Here is a 16594-nt window from a genome sequence, read left to right as displayed (position 1 = left end):
GGGGCCTCCCCCAGGGCCCTGTCGGGCCCTTGGCGTGCGCCGGGGCTATTCCTTTCGGGCGAGCCAGGAGAGGATCGCGTCGAGGAGGCCTTCGGCTCCGGCGCCTTTGAAGACGTCGTCGGGGGAGCCCGCGAAGGTGAGGGGCGCGATGCCGTAGGCGTCGGCGACGGCCTGGGCGTCCTTCGACTGGGTCTCGGACTCGGCGACGACGAGGAGCACGGGCGGGCCGCCGACGGGGGCCGGGGGCTGCTTGGGGACCTGCTGCGGGGAGACGAGGACGAGCGCGGAGGCCGGGTAGCGGCCCGCGGCGATCGCGGCCCAGGCCGCGCCCTCCTTGTGGCCGATGAGGACGGTCTGGCGGGGCACGGTGACCGCGGCCTGCACGAGGTCGTGGGCGCGGGCCTCCAGGCCGCCGTCGGCGGCGGGGGTGCCGCCTTGGCCGCGGACGCTCACCGAGGCGGCGTACCGGCCGGTGCCCGCGATCCGCTTGAGCCACAGGGCCTGGAAGGCCGCGGCCCCGGCGGCGTCGCCGGTGCAGCAGAGGACGGGGCTGGCCTCGGGGTCGTCCTTGATCTCCATGTCGAAGAGGTCGGCGGGTTCGAGGTAGGCGTACTCGCGCGCGACCGGCGCGGGGGCGGGGGTGCGGGCGCGCCGGACCCAGGCGGCGAGGCTCATTTGGCGGGCTCCTGTTCGAGGGTGTCGATGATGCGGCCGAGGCTGGCGAGGTAGGTCCCGGCGTCGACGGCGAGCCGGTGGCGCGGCGAGGTCCCGCCGGGCGCGGTGTCCTGCTCGGCCTCGGTGCGGACCTGGATGCGGAAGTTCGCGGCGCGCTCGGGGTCGCTCTTGCGCACCAGGAGCCAGTGGGCGATCGCGTGGGTCTGCCAGTGGACGATGGGGAGGACGCCGACGCCGGGTTCGACGAGCCCCGCGACGGCGAGGGTCTCCATCTTCGGGGAGAACATGCGCGCGTACAGGTTCGGGTAGGGCGACTCGTCCTGGATACCGAGGAGCTTCGGGTCGACGGACGTGAACTTGGGCCGGTACCCGGTGGCGAGGACGACGAGGTCGGGGCGCATCTCGGTGCCGTCGGCGAACGCGACGTCGAAGCCGTCGAAGCGGGCGACCTCGCCGCGGCGGCGGATGGAGCCGTCGCCGACGTGCTCCATGTAGCGGCCGTTGCGCACCGGCTCCTCCTCGAAGGGCCGCCCTTCGGCGACGACGCCCATGCGGGCGGCGAGGCTCGCGGGGCCCTTGAGGAGGCGGTCGGTCAGGAAGCGGCGCAGGAACTTCGGACGGGCGCCCAGGCGCGCGAGCGCGAAGTCGCCGGGTTCGCCGCCGAGGTACTTCGGCAGGTGCCAGGAGCCGCGGCGCACGGAGTGGGTGCAGGAGGCGGCGTTGACGGCGGCCTCGCAGGCGATGTCGGTGCCGGAGTTCCCGCCGCCGATGACCAGGACGTGCTTGCCGCGCAGGCGGGACGGGTCCTTGAGCTGCGAGGAGTGGAGGACGGTGCCGCGGAACTGGTCGAGGCCCGGGTAGGACGGGAGGTTCGGGGACCAGTGGTGGCCGGTGGCGATGATGACGGCGGCGTAGCGCAGGCGCCGGGCGGCGTTGCCCGCGGCGGGCTTGACGACGACCTCGAAGCGGGAGCCTTCGACGGGTTCGACGTGGGAGATCTCGGAGCCGTACCAGATGTGCTCGGAGAGCCCGAAGTGCTTGGCGTACGCGGTCAGGTAGGCGAGCATCTGCGTCGCGGACGGGTAGTCGGGCCAGTCGTCGGGCATGGGGAAGTCGGGGATCTCGGTCTGGGACCGGGAGGTCACGAGGTGCGTGTTCGGGTACAGCGGGCTGTGCTGGTTCTGCGGGTTCCAGAGGCCGCCGAGGACCGTGTCCCGCTCGTAGCAGTCCACTTCGAAGCCGTTCTCGCGGAGGTTCTTGACGGCGATGAGGCCCGCGGCCCCGGCGCCGATCACGCAGACGGCCTCGCCGCGGTCGTACGCGGCCTGGGAGGAGTACTCCTGCAAGGGAACGGTCTCCTTCTGTGGGCATTGGGTGCTGCGCCGGACGGCGTTCCCGGTGCGCCGCGCTATCGGACGCGGCCGTCCGGGGTTCAAATGCGCCGAAAGACTGCAAGCAGATTACCGTGAGCGGACCTCGTACTTTCGGGGGAGGTAGGCTGCGCCCGTGCTGTTCGAGCTGTGGAAACATCCGCGCCCCGCAGCCCCGGCGTTCCGGCGCGACGGGCAGGTCGTGGTCGCCTCGCACCGCCTCGCCCGCGAGGTCCTCGCCGACCGGGAGCGGTTCTCGGCCGCGAACGCCCTGGACGCGGTGGTCCCCGTCCCGGCCGGGCCGCTCCGCAAGCTCGCCTCCCACCGGTTCCGCCTCCCCGCGACCCTCGCGAACAACGACACCGCGACGCACGGCCCGATCCGCGAGCGCTTCGGCGAGGTCTTCGCGCCCGCGCGGGTGGCCGCGCTGCGCCCGTGGCTCACCGGCCTCGCCCGCCGCACGGCCGCCGTTGCGGCGCACCGGCTCCGGGCCGGGGAGGACGTGGACCTCGACGCGGCCGTGTCCTCGGAGGTCCCGCTCGCCGCGCTCGCCCGGCTCATGGACCTGGACGTGGCCGCGACCCGTGAGGTCAAGCGGTTCAGCCGGGCCGCGCTCGAACTGTTCTGGGGCGACCCGGACCCCGAGCGGCAGCGGGAGCTCGCGGAGGCCGTGGGGCCGTTCCACGCGCTGCTACGCGCCCGCGCCGCCTCCGCGGGCGGCGCCACCGGGGACCTGCGCGAGGCGCACGGCGAGGACGCCGCGACCGCGGCCCTGTTCTTCCTCCTGGTCGCGGGCCAGGAGACGACCTCGCAGTTCCTGACGCTGCTGCTGCACCGGCTCGTCGAGGAGCCCGCGCTCCTGGACCACGAGCCCGCACTGATCGTGGAGGAGGGCCTGCGGCTGCTCCCGCCGATCACGTCGTGGCGGCGGGTGGCCCTGCGCGACACCGAGATCGGCGACGTGGCGGTGAAAGCCGGGGACTCGGTCCTGGTGTGGCTGGCGGCCGCGGGCGCCGACGAGGGCGTGGCCGAGTGCCCGGCGCGGATGGTCCCGGGCCAGCGCGGGTCGCGGCGGCACCTGGCGTTCGGGGCGGGCGCGCACCGGTGCCTGGGCAGCCAGTTGTCGCGCCTGGAGGCGGAGGTCGTGGTCGCAGAGCTGGCGCCGCTGCTCCCCCGGTGCGCGGTGGTCGCGGCGCCGGTGAGCGACCCGAATCTGTCGTTCCGGATGCCGAGCCCGCTCGTGGTGCGGCTGCGTGACCGTACGACGCACGACTGAAGGGCGCGGGACTGACGCGCGGTAATACGTTGCGGCACGGTGGATGCGCTTGCCAGACTGGCGGGATGCCTGAGCGATTTCTGGAGTTCCGTCAGCGCGGCACCGCCTATGTCCTGCGCGACCTGCCGGAGGGTCCCGGTCTCGAAGTGCTGGTGATGCTCCACGTGGACCGGCCGGAGGCCGGGGTGCAGGTCCCGGGCGGCGGGGCGCGGCCGGGCGAGACGCCCGGTGAGACGGCGATGCGCGAGGCCGCCGAGGAGACCGGGGTCAGGGACCTCGTGTTCGGTGAGGTGCTGGGCTCGAAGCTGATGGCGGTCCCGGAGTGGATCGCCTACGACTACCAGGTGAACACGTACTCGTGGATGACCACGACGGACCCGCGGGACGCGTGGGACCACACGGTGCCGCACACCGGGGACGGCGACGACGGGTTGCGGATGCGCGCGGAGTTCCGTCTTGTCGGCGCGTCGGGGATCGACTGGGGCCTGGACTGGCTTCTGGAGGCGGCGGTGCCGCGGTACCTGGCGCGGCGGGGGTCGCGGAATCCGTTGTCCACGTGAGGAACGGGATGCGGGCGCCGGGGGTAGGGGCGCCCGCATCGCGTTGATATGGCCCGATTGGGCCAGATCGCTGCCAAATGTAGCGGGGTGGTGCAACCGCCGAGTCGGAGCGGCCGGGTTACGGGGCTTCGGGGAGGGCGAGCCACTCGGTGGCGGCGAGGCGGAACGCCTCGGGGTCGAGGGCGGCGGCGCCCTCGGGGATCCAGCCGAGGCGGTCGCCGGGCAGGTCGGTGAGGTTCTCGTACTCGGCGATGCCGGGGTCGTGGGGCCAGGCGCCGACGAGGATCGCGGCGGGGACGCCGCGGTGCGCGAGCGCTTCGAGGGTGAGCGCGGTGTGGTTGAGGGTGCCGAGGCCGGCGCGGACGACGACGACGGCGGGGCAGCCGAGTTCCACGGCGAGGTCGCGGGCGGTCCAGCCGCCCGCGCCGAGCTGCACGAGCAGGCCCCCGGCGCCTTCGAGGAGGACGACTTCGGCGGGTGAGAAGAGCACGTGGTCGGCGACCTCGGCGAGGTCGAGCAGCGGCAGGCCGCTGCGGCGGGCGGCCGCGAAGGGCGCGAGCGGGTCCGGGTAGGCGGCGAGCGCGCGGGCGGGGGCGCCGGAGAGGCGGGTGACCTCGGCGGCGTCGTCGTCGTCCCCGGTCTGGGCGATCTTGACGACCTCGACGCTGCGGCCCTGCCGCATGAGGGCGGCGGCGATGGCGGCGGTGGCGACGGTCTTGCCGACGCCGGTGTCGGTGCCGGTCACCAGGACCGGGCCGTTGAAGGGGATCACGGTCGTGCCTCCAGGACGGTGTCGAGGGCGTGCGCGAAGTCGGCCGCGGGCACCCTGGTGTTGACGGTGATGCGCAGGCGGGAGCGGTGGTCGGGGGTGGACGGGGGCCGGAAGCAGCCGACGGCGACGCCTCGTGCGGCGCAGCGGGCGGCCCAGGCGGTGGCGGCGCGGGCGTCCCCGGCGGGCGGGGAGCAGACTCCGGCGGCGGGCGCGGGGGCGTCGAGCAGTTTCGCGGCGAGGGCGGAGCGGCGGGCGAGTTCGGTTCGGGCGCTGTCGGAGCCGCGGGCGATGCGGAGCGCGGCGGCGGCGCCGGCGATGACGGCGGGCGGCGGCGCGGTGTCGTAGATGAAGGTGCGGCCGGTGTCGTGGAGGTGGCGGCGCAGCGCCGCGGGCCCGGCGACGACGCCGCCCGCCGCGCCGAGTGCTTTGGAGAGCGTCGCGGTGACGACGATGCCCGGGTCGCCCGCGAGGCCCGCGGCGGCGACGCCGCCGGAGCCGTGCGGTCCGACCGTGCCGATCGCGTGGGCCTCGTCGACCAGGAGCAGCGCGCCGTGGGCGGCGGTGAGGGCGTGGAGGTCGCGCAGGGGAGCGGCGTCGCCGAGGACGGAGTAGACGGACTCGACGGCGACGAGCGCGGGCCGCAGGGTCTCCAGCTGCCGTTCGAGGTCGTGGAGGTCGTTGTGCGCGAACGTGGCCGCGCGCCGGCCCGCGAGGCGGACGGCGTCGTGGAGCGAGGCGTGCGCGTGGGCGTCGAGGAGGACCGGGCCCGCGGCGAGCGCGGCGACCGCGCCGAGGTTCGCGAGGTACCCGGAGGAGTAGAGGACGGCGGTCCCGGTCCCGGTGTGGCGCGCGAAGTCGGCCTCGAACGCTTCGTGCACTTCGGTGGTGCCGCGCACGAGGCGCGAGCCGCCCGCGCCGAGCCCGTGGTCGGCGAGGGCCTCGGCGGCGGCGCCGAGGACGCCGGGGTGGCGGGAGAGCCCGAGGTAGTCGTTGCCGGCGAGGTCCACGGCCCCGGACCTGACGGCCGCGGTCCGGGTGAGCCCGGCCTTGGCGCGCAGGTCCGCTTTGCGGGACAGGCGGTCCCACACGGCCGTCACCGGCGCCGGTGCGGCGTCGAGCGGGGCGGCGCTCATCCCAGGACCTCGTCGATCGCGCCGTCGAGGGCGTCGACGAGGAGGTCGGCTTCGTCGTCGCCGAGCGTCAGGGGCGGCATGACGACGACGGTGTCGCCGAGGGGCCGCAGCCACACGCCGCGGTCGCGGGCGGCGCGGCAGACGCGGAAGCCGGTGCGGTCGCCGTCGGGGGCGACCTCGACGCCGATCATGGTGCCGAGGCGGCGGACCTCGGTGACGGCGTCCTTGGCGGCGACCGGTTCGAGGAGCTTGCCGAGGCGGGCCCCGAGCCGGTCGGCGCGGGCGACGACGTCCTGCTCCCCCATGACGCGGAGGTTCGCGAGCGCGGCGGCGCAGCACAGCGGGTTCGCGGTGTAGGTGTGGCCGTGGAAGAACGTGCGCGGGCGCGTGTCGCCGGGGCGGGTCAGGAACGCCTCGTAGACGTGCTCGGCGGCGAGGACCGCCGACAGCGGCAGGTACCCGCCGGTGATGCCCTTCCCGCAGGTGAGGAGGTCGGGGACGACGCCCGCGTGGTCGGCGGCCCACATGCGGCCGGTGCGGCCGATCCCGGTGGCGACCTCGTCGAAGACCAGGAGCGCGCCGTGGGTGTGCGCGAGTCTCCTTGCGGCGCGGAGGAATTCGGCGTCGTGGTCGAGCATCCCGGCGGCGCCCTGCATCATCGGCTCGACGATGATCGCGCACACGTCGTCGCCCTGCTCGCGCATGACCCGTTCGAGCTCGGCGATCGCGACGGCGGTGCGGGCGTCCCCGAGGGCCCGGTCGCCGGGCGAGGCGATGCCGACGGTCTCCAACAGCAGCGGCCGGTACGCCTCGTGGAAGAGGTTGTGGCCGCCGACGGCGACCGCGCCGAGGGTGTCGCCGTGGTAGGCGTGGTCGAGGCGCACGAACTTGGGGCGGGCGCGGCCGGTCTGGGTCGAGTACTGGTAGGCGATCTTGAGGGCGGCCTCGACGGCGGAGGAGCCGTCCCCGGCGTAGAAGACCTTCGTCAGGTCCGGGTCGTCGCCCTTGGGGGCCAGGGCGATCAGGGTCTCGGAGAGCTCGATGCCGGGGGTGTGGGTGGCGCCGAGGAACGTCGCGTGGTCGAGCGTCGCGAGCTGCCCGGCGATCGCGGCGTTGACGTCGGGGTGGCCGTGTCCGAGGGTCGTGGTCCACAGCGAGGAGACGCCGTCGAGGTAGCGGCGGCCGTCCACGTCCCACAGCCAGGGCCCCTCCGCGCGGGCCACCACCGTCGGGTCGTCGCCGGTCCAGTCGGCGTGCTGCGTGAACGGGTGCCAGACGGCGGCGGCGTCTCGACTGACCCAGGAGGCACTGGCGGACATCACGGCTCCTTAGCGGTTTCCTACAACGACTGTTGGAGGATACAGTCAGGCGACCCGGGCGCCCGGGACCGACCACCGTTACGGGACCGTGGCCCGCCGCGACCCTTCTGAAGTGACATGCTTAGGCTGGGGCGCGGTTTCGCACGGTCGGACCGGACCCACCGGGTCCGTCCGCGTTTTTACACTTTGAACACACTGGGATGCTTGACAACCTCCTGCTCCAGCGGCAGACTAGTGACACTTGCGGCAATCGCGGAGGATTGTCGCTTACCGCCCCTTCAGGTATCGCACCCCCGGTGACGCCTGCGGAGCGCGGGTCCCGCCCGCCCCGCCCGCCGACCCGAGCACCGGCGCCGCCGCAGAAGCAGACGCAGACGCGCGGCAACGTGGAACAACAGGGAAGGCCCCGTGTCCGACCAGAACCCCAAGGCCGCCGGGCAGCCCGGCGGCCCGCCAGAGGCCGACCGGCGCTCGCGGTTCTCCGATGTCGTGCGGGACCGCGAGGCGGCCGCCTACCTCCTCGCGTTCTGCCTCTCCAACGCCGGGTCCATGCTCAACCGCGTCGCCGTCACCGCCCTCGTCTGGGCGAACACCGGGTCCTCGGCGCTCGCGGTCGCCTCCTTCGCCATCAGCTACGCCCCCTACCTCGGCCTCGCGCAGGTCCTCGGCGCGGTCGTCGACCGGTACGCCTACCGCAACGTCATGGTCGCCTGCGACGTCGCGCGCGCCGCCCTCGTCGCGCTCCTGCTCGTCCCCGGCATGCCCGTGCCCGCCATGATGGCCGTCGTCTTCGCCGTCGCCGCCGTCCAGCCCGCCTACAACGCCGCCCGCACCGCGACCCTCGCGCAGATCCTCACCGGCGACCGCCTCGCCACGGCCATGGCCCTGACGATGAGCACCGCCGGGATCGCGCAGATCCTCGGGTTCCTCGCGGGCGGCCTCCTCTCCTCCATCGACCCGTACATCGCGCTCGCGGTGAACGCGGCCCTGTTCGCCGTCAGCGCCGTCGCCGTCCTCGGCCTGGTCCGGTACCGGCCCTCGGTGAACAAGCGCGAGCAGCGGCGGCACGTGCTCGCCGAGACCGCCGACGGCCTGCGGATGCTCCGCGACAACCGGGTCCTGCGGACCGTCTCGCTCGGCATCTGGGGCCTGTACGCCCTGACCGCCGTGCCCGAGGGCGTCGCCGTCCTGTGGGCCGCGCACCTCGGCCGCGGCTCGGCGACCCAGGGCCTCATCATGGCGATCGACGCCGCCGGAGCGGTCATCGCGACGCTCCTGTTCGCGCGGTTCGTGCGGCCTTCCATGCGGTACAAGCTCATCCGGCCCCTCGCGTTCCTCGCCCCGCTGGCCCTGGCGGCCGCGCTCCTGGACCCGCCGCTGCCGGGCGTCCTCGTGCTCGCGTTCGGCGCGGGCGCGGCGACGATGATCATGGCGCCGATGAACGCGACGCTCGCGCAGTGCATCCCCGAGGGCTGGCGCGGCCGGGTCGTCGCCGCCGTCAACGCGGGCCTCCAGCTCAGCCAGGGCATCGCCATCGCCGGGGTCGGCCTCGTCGCCGAGCTCGGCGTGCCCGTGCCGTACGCGGTGGGCGCCTGGGGCGTCGTGGGGTTCGCGATCCACTTCCTCATCACCCGCGCCTGGCCCGCCGCCGACGAGGTCGAGGCCGCGAAGGCCGCCGCCGCTCCCCCGCAGCCCGCCGCCCCCTGAACCCCGCCCCCTGAACCCCGCCTCCTGAACCCCGCCTCCTGAACGCGGCCCTTCCGGGGCCACTCGCGACCCGCCCCGGCGCACCCGGCGGGCGGCGTCCCGCGCGGCACTCCGGTTAGGCTCGACCGGGCGCCGCCGTGCCGGGTCGGGGCGCCGGGACCGACAGGAGCACTGAACGTGGAACACGCAATGACCGTCGAGCTGCGCGGGCACCTCATCGACCAGGGCGTCTTCGCCCGCGTCATGGACGACGTGCTGGAGTACTCGGGGGCCTACTCGATCGACCGCTTCGACGTGGGGCGCCACCACACCGACGAGTCGTACGCGCAGCTCACCATCTCCGCGGAGACGCCGGAGCTGCTGGAGCGCATCGTCATGCGCCTCCAGACCCACGGCGCCAACCCCCTCGAACCCGGCATCGCCTCGCTCAAACCGGCCCCGCGCGACGGCGTCTTCCCCGAGGACTTCTACTCCACCACCAACTTCGACACCCAGATCCGCCTCAACGGCGGCTGGATGGACGTCGAGAACTCCGAGATGGACTGCGGCATCATCGTCACCGAGGACCACGGCCGCGCCTGGACCCTCCCGGTGTCCGACGTCAAGGAGGGCCAGCTCGTCGTCTGCGGCGGCGAGGGCGTCAAGGTCCTCCCCCTGCCCGAGCCCGAGCGCAAGAGCCCCGAGGCCTCGAACTTCGAGTTCATGAGCGGCGGCGTCTCCTCCGAGCGCCCGCAGGCCCTCCAGGTCCGCCAGATCGCCCAGCACATGCGCGAGGTCAAGGCCCGCGGCGAGAAGATCCTCTGGGTCGGCGGCCCCGCGATCGTCCACACCGGAGCCGGGAAGGCCCTGGAGGCGCTCATCAACGAGGGCTACGCCGACGTCGTCTTCGCCGGGAACGCCCTCGCCGCCCACGACATCGAGTCGAACCTGTTCGGCACCTCCCTCGGCGTGGACCTCGACAAGGGCCACGGCGTGCCGCACGGCCACGAGCACCACATCCGCGCCATCAACAAGATCCGCACCTGCGGGTCCATCGCCGACGCGGTCGAGCAGGGCGTCCTCAAGGGCGGCATCATGCACGCGCTGGTCAAGAACCGCAAGGAGTTCGTGCTCGTCGGCTCCGTCCGCGACGACGGCCCCCTGCCGGACGTGTACACCGACGTCATCGAGGGCCAGCGGGCCATGCGCGCGGCCCTGCCGGGCGTCGGGTTCGCGATCATGGTCGCGACGATGCTCCACTCGATCGCCACGGGGAACCTGCTGCCCGCGAAGGTGCCGCTGGTCAGCGTCGACATCAACCCGGCGACGGTCACGAAGCTGGCCGACCGCGGCTCGGCCCAGGCGATCGGCGTCATCACCGACATCGGCCTGTTCTGCGAGCAGCTCGCGGGCGAGCTGGTCGTGGGCTACAAGCGCGACTAGACCGACCGGGGGGCTAGAGGTGGACGCCCATCCCTAGCCCCCACCCTCCCAGAGGGGACCGTAGCGGCGAGTCTTGCCGAGGGGTGCGACAGAAACGCCCGGCAGCGGACGGGATGTCACCCGATCGGGTCCGCACGCGCCGCCGCAGCGGGCCGGGGCCCGGTCCCGGCCCGCTGCGGCGCGTCGTCCGGGATTACGGGTGGGTAGCGCTTTCCAATCGCGGGTCCGCCCGCTATGATCCCATTAAATCGATTCATTTCGATGTCTCGATCAGAGTTCGATTGAAACGTTCAAATCGATGGGAATCTCAAGGAGCACAACGATGTCCCTCACCGGCAATCCCAGACGACGGATCAGGCTCGCCCTCGCGGCGGCCGCGGTCGTGTTCACCGGCGCGCTCGGCGCCGTGGCCGTCCCCGAGGCCGCGATGGCGCAGGGGTGCGGCGCGGGCACGCCCCACGCCACCGTCACCGGGTCCTCCGGGGCCTACACCGCCAAGGACGGCGGCACGACCGTCTACTCCGGGTCCGACTACCGCGCCGCGGTCCAGGCCGGCGTCGACGCCATCGCCAGCGGCGAGCGCGTGGCCGTCATGGCCTCGGGCAACATCGGGGCCAGCACCATCACCATCCAGAGCGGCAAGACCTTCGAGGGCTGCGGCACGATCACCGTCGCCAACCGCTCCGGCCGCGGCGCGATCGAGGCCATCAACACCACGAACGTCAACATCGCGTACCTCAAGATGGCCGGGAACCCCTACTTCGGGCTGCGCTTCTCCGGCACCAACGGCCTCAAGCTCGGCGACATCGACCTCACCCTCAGCGGCGGCCTCGGCATCCGCTTCGACCGCGACGCCGCGTGGAACTACAACGTCACGATGAACGACGTCTACGTCTCCGGCGCCGGCTCGCACGCGGTCGAGACGTGGAACATCGACGGCCTCAACATCACCAAGGTGACCGCCAGGAACGTCGGCGAGTCCGGCCTCCTCCTCCAGGCCACCCGCAACGCCTGGGTCGGCACCGTGGACGGCAACAACGTCGCCACCGGCACCGGGTACGCCACCCTGCGGTTCGCGAACAACAACGGCCAGAACGCGAACGGCAACTACAACACCAACGTGTACGTCGACAACGTCATCTCCCGCGGCGGCGGGAGGGGCATTTTCTGCGTCTCGCAGTCCGGCGGCACGGTCATCAGGAACGTCGACCTCGCGTCCAACGGGAACAACTCGGTCCTCATCGAGAACTGCTACAACTTCTCGATCCGCGCGGGCACCGTCAACGGCGGCGGCGAGGTCCGCGTCTCGGCCCGCACCGAGTTCCCGAACACCCGCGACGTGTGGGTCATCATGACCGTGAACAACACGTCGGTGCGCGAGTCGCCGTGCGGCGACAACGTCAACTGGACGATCAGCGGGAACGCGTCGGTGAACGTGTGCTGACCCCGGTCCGGGAAATGCCCTATATATAAGGAAAGGACCGGAGCATTCGCTCCGGTCCTCTTCGCTGCGCTTCGCGCCTGCGGGACGCCGTCTACGGGACGATGTCGCGGTGGCGGGCCAGGTCGGCCGCGCCGATCACGCCGGCCTTCGAGCCGAGCTCGGCCGCGCGGACCTCCGCGAACGGCACCTGGTTGCGGTTCGCCAGGGCCTCTTCGTAGTGCTTGCGGATCGGGTCGAGGAGCAGGTCCCCCGCGTCCACGACGCCCCCGGCGATGAGGATGACGCCCGGGTCGATGAGGTTGACCATGTCCGCGGCCGAGTTGCCGAGGTAGTAGCCGATCGAGTCGAACGCGGCCAGCGCGACCTCGTCGCCTTCGCGGGCGGCGTCGGTGACCTGGCGGCCGGTGATCGCGTCGGCGTCGCCTCCGGCGAGCTTGAGGAGGACGGCGGCCTTGGCGGGGTCGGCCGCGGCGCCTTCGCGGGCGGCGCGGGTGAGGGCGCGGCCGGAGGCGTACTGCTCCAGGCAGCCGGTGCGGCCGCAGCCGCAGAGGCGGCCGTCGGGCATGACGGAGCGGATGTGGCCGATCTCGGCGGCGACGCCGTGGGTGCCGCGCAGGAGGTTGTCCTTGACGACGATGCCGCCGCCGACGCCGGTGCCGATCGTGTAGAGCACGGAGGAGCGGTGGGCCTTGGCGGCGCCGAAGCGGTGCTCGCCCCAGATGGCGACGTTGGCGTCGTTCTCGACGACGACGGGGAGGTCGATGACGGCGGTGACCTTGTCGCGGAGGGGCTCGTTCTTCCAGGAGACGTTGGGGGCGAGCATGACGGTGGAGCGGTCGGAGGAGATCCAGCCGGCCGCGCCGATGCCGACCGCTTCGATGTCGTGGTCGCCGCGCAGCTCGTCCACGACTTCCTTGACCGCCTGGATGACGCCGTCCTGGTCGTCCGCGGGGGTGGGGCGCCGGGCCGTGGCGAGGACTTCGCCGTTCTCGTCGACGAGTCCGCCGCCGACTTTCGTGCCCCCGATGTCGACTCCGATAGTCAGACTCACAGCTGTCCCTCCAGCGGTTCCCGGAATTGAGGCGTTGGCTGCCACGCGACGCTGCGGGCCACCGACAGACTTTACGGCACGATTAATTCCCGAGGAAATCGGCTGTTCCATCCCCCTTGGCGAAGGTATCACCGCAGTGACTTTCGATCTCGTTCTCGTTGCTCTAGCATCGGAATTCAACCTGACTTGCCAACGGAGTTAACTCACCGGTAAGTTGTGCCCATCACGTGTCGACCGCCTTCTTTACAACGCCGTAACCACGGCGCGTTGAACGGAGCCATAATGCGCGAGTTCGCCGTCCCCCCTGTGGTGACAGTCCCCGACGAAGACAACACCCTCACCGCGCTGTGGGACGCGGCCGAGAACCACCCCTCCTCGATTCTCTACATGCGCTCGTTCGACGAGGGCGCGACCTGGCAGGACGTCACGTCCGTGCAGTTCCGCGACCAGGTGGTCGCGGTGGCGCGGGGCCTGGCCGCGGCGGGCGTGCAGCCCGGCGACCGCGTCGCGCTCATGTCGGCGACCCGGTACGAGTGGACCCTGATGGACTACGCGATCTGGGCGGCCGGGGCGGTGACGGTGACGATCTACGAGACGTCATCGGCCGACCAGGCGAAATGGATCCTGGAGGACTCGGGCGCGACCGCGGTGGTGGCCGAGACCCCCGAGATGACCGCGATGGTCGAGGGCCTGAGCGCCGACGTGAAGCACGTGTGGACGCTCGACGACGGCGGCGTGGACGCCCTGACCGCGCTGGGCGCGGACGCCGACGTGGACATCGAGGAGCGCCGGGCCTCGCGCGGCGCGGGCGACCTCGCGACGATCGTGTACACCTCGGGCACGACCGGGCGCCCGAAGGGCTGCATGCTCACGCACGGGAACCTGCTCAACGACATCCGCAACATCGTCCCGGAGGTGCCGGGCGTGCTGTACGACGGCGCGCGGATGCTGCTGTTCCTGTCGCTGGCGCACGTGCTGGCGCGCATCCTCCAGATCGCGGGGATGGAGTCGCGCACGACGATCGCGCACGCCGACCGCACGAAGCTGACGGCGGTCATGCCGGTGGTGAAGCCGACGACGCTGCTGGCGATCCCCCGCGTGTTCGAGAAGGTGTACGCCGGGGCGTACCAGAAGGCCGTGGACGGGGGCAAGGGCCACCTGTTCGAGAAGGCCGCGGCGGCGGCGAAGGAGTACAGCCGGGCGCTCGACAAGCCGGGCGGGCCCGGCCTGGGCCTGAAGCTGCGCCACAAGCTGTGGGACGTGCTGGTGTACAAGAAGATCCGCGCGGCCGTGGGCGGCGAGTGCAACTCGGCGGTCTCGGGCGGGGCGGCGCTGGGCCCGGAGCTGGGTCACTTCTTCCGCGGCGTGGGCATCACGATCTTCGAGGGCTACGGGCTGACGGAGACGTCGCCGGTGCTGTCGCTGAACCTGGAGACGGCCATCAAGGTCGGCTCGATCGGGCGGCCGACGCCGGGCACGGCGCTGCGCGTCGCCGACGACGGCGAGCTGGAGGCGAAGGGCCCGCAGGTGTTCCCCGGGTACTGGAACAACGACGCCGCGACCGCGGAGGTCCTCGACGCGGACGGCTGGTTCAAGACCGGCGACATCGCGGAGATCGACGACGACGGGTACGTGACGATCACGGGCCGCAAGAAGGACATCATCGTCACCGCGGGCGGGAAGAACGTGGCCCCGGGACCGCTGGAGAAGATCCTCGACTCGCACCCGTTGATCGCGTACGCGCTGGTCGTGGGCGAGGCGCGGCCCTATATCGGGTGCCTGATCTCCATCGACGGCGACATCCTGCCCGACTGGCTGTCGCGCCGCGGGAAGGACCCGAAGACGCCGATCGCCGACCTGGTGGACGACGCGGAGCTGCTCGCGGAGCTCCAGGAGAAGGTCGACGAGGCGAACGCGACGGTGTCCCGCGCGGAGCAGATCAAGCGATTCCGGGTGATTCCGGTCGAGTTGAGCGAAGACGCCGGGGAAATCACTCCGTCAGTCAAGGTCAAACGTCACGTCGTCATGGAAAAATACTCAGGCGAGGTGAATGCGCTGTACGAGTCGGCGCAGCAGGAGACCAAGACCAAGTAAGCGAGGGGCCCCATGGGCGAAGAGGCGGCGCTGGAACGCCAGTGGCAACTGCCCGCCGTCGCCCTGCGGGGCGCCCTGTTCGCGCTCGTCGCGGTCTTCGGCTGGGCCTCGGTGGGCCTGGCCGAGGCCGCGACCTGGTGCGGCATTCTCGCGCTCGCGGCGCTGCCCGGGGTGGTCCTCCCCCGGCACCGGCTGCTCGCGCCCGCCGGGCGCCTCGCGGAGGTCGCGGTGGTCGTCCTCGGGACGCTCGCCACCGGCGGCCTGCCCGCGTGGATGCTCCCGTACCTGATCGCGCCGTTCGCGACGGCCGCGTTCGACGCGGCCGCGCCCGGCGAGGACGGGGACCGGTGGTCGCGGCTGCGCACGTGGGGGCCGCCCGCGCTCGTCGCGCTCGCCGCGGTGGGGCTGCTCGCGCAGGCCCCGCGGGTCGCGGACTTCAACCGGGGCACGTACGTCACGACCGCGGCCGTCGCGCTCGCGTTCGGGCTGGCGGCGGCGGTCGGCGCGTGGTGGCTGCGCCGCTCCCGCACCTCCGACATGCACCACTCGCAGCTCCCGTACGCCGAGGCCGCCGCGCTGCTCACGCAGCTGCGGGTCGTCGCCAGGCAGCTCCCGGGGTCCACGCTGGACCCGGGCGGGATCGCCACCGAGATCGTCGACACCGCCGCGCGCATCCCCGGCGTCGAGCGGGCCGCGGTCCTCTCGGCCGCCTCCGGGCGGCGCCTGGTCGTCCTCGCCGAGCACGCCGACGAGCGCGTCGACTGGGAGACCTCCCCGCAGCTCAACTCGCTCCTCGCCGACGCCTGGGCGGGCCAGAAGCCGCAGGCCGGGCAGGTCCCGCTCTCGCGGTCCACGCAGGGGCCCGTCGCGTCCCTGGTGATCCCGCTCGTCGCCGAGGGCCGCACGGTGGGCCTGGTGGCGATCGAGTCCGACGACCCGGCCGCGTTCGGCCCCGAGGCGATCACCGCCGCCGAGGACCGCACGAAGGGCGCGGCGCTGCGACTGGAGACCGCGCTGCTTTTCGAGGACGTCAGGTCCATGGCGACCACCGAGGAGCGCCAGCGCCTGGCCCGCGAGATCCACGACGGGATCGCGCAGGAGCTGGCGATGCTCGGGTACGGGATCGACAACGCGATGGCGATCCTGCCGCCGGAGGCCGGGGAGGCGAAGGGCGAGCTGGAGGACCTGCGCTCGGAGGTGACGCGGCTCGTCACGGAGCTGCGGTTCTCCCTGTTCGAGCTGCGGTCGAACGTCGACCGTCAGGGGGGCCTGGCCTCGGCGATCGCGGACTATGCTCGTACTGTGGGCGCCTCCGCCGGACTGCGGGTTCACCTGTCCCTGGACGAGGGCGGGGCGCGGCTGCCCGCGAGCACCGAGGCCGAGCTGCTGCGGATCGCCCAGGAGGCGATCACGAACGCGCGCAAGCACGCGAGGGCCGAGAACCTGTGGGTGACGTGTGAGGTGGACCCGCCTTACACCCGCATCGAGGTGACCGACGACGGACAGGGGCTCTCCGGTGAGGCGTCCGAGGGGCGCTACGGCCTGGCGATCATGAGCGAGCGGGCCGAGCGCATCCGCGGCTCCCTGGAGATCCGACCGCACCAGCCGCACGGGACGACCGTGGCGGTGGTGCTCAACGCGGGGGCGCGGCCCACCCCGAGGGCCGAGGCCCCCCGGCCCGGGTCCGCGGCTTGGGCGGCCGCCGACCGCGCCAGAACTGAACAGCCGGCCCGACGGCCAGACCACGGTGGTGGCCGTGGCAGCCAATGAG

General features: G+C 72.8%; 13 protein-coding genes. 7 read left to right on the top strand and 6 right to left on the bottom strand.

Features of this window, described 5'->3' with window-relative positions; all coding sequences use genetic code 11:
* Positions 1-45 precede the first annotated feature (45 nt).
* Positions 46-675, bottom strand: coding sequence for a hypothetical protein (locus tag ACFFXY_RS06950; protein WP_382347590.1), 630 nt, complete (start codon positions 673-675; stop codon positions 46-48).
* Positions 672-2021 (bottom strand): flavin-containing monooxygenase, encoded by a 1350-nt coding sequence (locus ACFFXY_RS06945; protein ID WP_382347587.1) that lies wholly within the window; start codon positions 2019-2021, stop codon positions 672-674. Before ACFFXY_RS06945 ends, ACFFXY_RS06950 begins: the two co-directional genes overlap by 4 nt.
* Before the next feature lie 160 nt (positions 2022-2181).
* Here ACFFXY_RS06945 and ACFFXY_RS06940 point away from each other — a divergent pair, with 160 nt between their 5' ends.
* Positions 2182-3321, top strand: coding sequence for a cytochrome P450 (locus ACFFXY_RS06940; RefSeq protein ID WP_382347584.1), 1140 nt, complete (start codon positions 2182-2184; stop codon positions 3319-3321).
* A 65-nt stretch (positions 3322-3386) separates the two neighbouring features.
* Positions 3387-3881 (top strand): NUDIX domain-containing protein, encoded by a 495-nt coding sequence (locus ACFFXY_RS06935; protein WP_382347581.1) that lies wholly within the window; start codon positions 3387-3389, stop codon positions 3879-3881.
* A gap of 118 nt (positions 3882-3999) precedes the next feature.
* Here ACFFXY_RS06935 and bioD read toward each other — a convergent pair whose 3' ends face one another.
* Genes bioD through bioA form a run of 3 tightly spaced genes read right to left on the bottom strand, consistent with a single transcriptional unit; the run spans position 4000 to position 7105 of the window.
* A complete protein-coding gene (gene bioD / locus ACFFXY_RS06930) occupies positions 4000-4653 on the bottom strand; it encodes a dethiobiotin synthase (protein ID WP_382347579.1) in 654 nt (217 codons plus the stop codon).
* Positions 4650-5786, bottom strand: coding sequence for an aminotransferase class I/II-fold pyridoxal phosphate-dependent enzyme (locus ACFFXY_RS06925; RefSeq protein WP_382347576.1), 1137 nt, complete (start codon positions 5784-5786; stop codon positions 4650-4652). Before ACFFXY_RS06925 ends, bioD begins: the two co-directional genes overlap by 4 nt.
* A complete protein-coding gene (gene bioA, locus ACFFXY_RS06920; RefSeq protein WP_382347573.1) occupies positions 5783-7105 on the bottom strand; it encodes an adenosylmethionine--8-amino-7-oxononanoate transaminase in 1323 nt (440 codons plus the stop codon). The genes ACFFXY_RS06925 and bioA overlap by 4 nt, the downstream gene beginning before the upstream one ends.
* A 408-nt stretch (positions 7106-7513) precedes the next feature.
* On the opposite strand from bioA, the gene ACFFXY_RS06915 reads away from it, so the two are divergent.
* The 3 genes from ACFFXY_RS06915 (at position 7514) to ACFFXY_RS06905 (ending at position 11678) form a co-directional block, all read left to right on the top strand.
* A complete protein-coding gene (locus ACFFXY_RS06915) occupies positions 7514-8812 on the top strand; it encodes an MFS transporter (protein ID WP_382347570.1) in 1299 nt (432 codons plus the stop codon).
* A gap of 177 nt (positions 8813-8989) precedes the next feature.
* The gene (locus ACFFXY_RS06910) at positions 8990-10234 is read left to right on the top strand and encodes an ornithine cyclodeaminase, nickel-pincer nucleotide-dependent (protein ID WP_382347567.1); all 1245 of its coding nucleotides are present in this window, start codon (positions 8990-8992) and stop codon (positions 10232-10234) included.
* Positions 10235-10556: 322 nt separating this feature from the next.
* Positions 10557-11678, top strand: a complete 1122-nt coding sequence (locus tag ACFFXY_RS06905; RefSeq protein ID WP_382347564.1) for a hypothetical protein — start codon at positions 10557-10559, stop codon at positions 11676-11678.
* A gap of 91 nt (positions 11679-11769) precedes the next feature.
* On the opposite strand, the gene ACFFXY_RS06900 is transcribed toward ACFFXY_RS06905, so the two are convergent.
* Positions 11770-12729: an ROK family glucokinase gene (locus ACFFXY_RS06900; RefSeq protein WP_382347561.1), complete on the bottom strand. Its 960-nt coding sequence runs from the start codon at positions 12727-12729 to the stop codon at positions 11770-11772.
* A gap of 282 nt (positions 12730-13011) precedes the next feature.
* On the opposite strand from ACFFXY_RS06900, the gene ACFFXY_RS06895 reads away from it, so the two are divergent.
* Positions 13012-14823 carry an AMP-dependent synthetase/ligase gene (locus ACFFXY_RS06895; protein WP_382347558.1) on the top strand — a complete coding sequence of 604 codons (1812 nt, stop codon included), beginning with the start codon at positions 13012-13014 and terminating at the stop codon, positions 14821-14823.
* A 12-nt stretch (positions 14824-14835) separates the two neighbouring features.
* Entirely contained in the window at positions 14836-16593 is a 1758-nt protein-coding gene (locus ACFFXY_RS06890; RefSeq protein ID WP_382347555.1) for a sensor histidine kinase, read from the top strand.
* The last annotated feature ends 1 nt before the right edge of the window (position 16594 follow it).

This window comes from Glycomyces mayteni (assembly GCF_042428885.1).
Lineage (GTDB): Bacteria > Actinomycetota > Actinomycetes > Mycobacteriales > Micromonosporaceae > Glycomyces > Glycomyces mayteni.
The sequence above is the reverse complement of the archived record's forward strand: the minus strand, read 5'-3'. Positions and strand labels throughout refer to the sequence as shown.

Coding starts and splice junctions, on each gene's coding strand:
- ACFFXY_RS06950 (WP_382347590.1), bottom strand. CDS start 675: ATGAGCCTCGCCGCCTGGGTCCGGCGCGCCCGCACCCCCGCCCCCGCG.
- ACFFXY_RS06925 (WP_382347576.1), bottom strand. CDS start 5,786: ATGAGCGCCGCCCCGCTCGACGCCGCACCGGCGCCGGTGACGGCCGTG.
- bioA (WP_382347573.1), bottom strand. CDS start 7,105: ATGTCCGCCAGTGCCTCCTGGGTCAGTCGAGACGCCGCCGCCGTCTGG.
- ACFFXY_RS06895 (WP_382347558.1), top strand. CDS start 13,012: ATGCGCGAGTTCGCCGTCCCCCCTGTGGTGACAGTCCCCGACGAAGAC.
- ACFFXY_RS06935 (WP_382347581.1), top strand. CDS start 3,387: ATGCCTGAGCGATTTCTGGAGTTCCGTCAGCGCGGCACCGCCTATGTC.
- ACFFXY_RS06890 (WP_382347555.1), top strand. CDS start 14,836: ATGGGCGAAGAGGCGGCGCTGGAACGCCAGTGGCAACTGCCCGCCGTC.
- ACFFXY_RS06905 (WP_382347564.1), top strand. CDS start 10,557: ATGTCCCTCACCGGCAATCCCAGACGACGGATCAGGCTCGCCCTCGCG.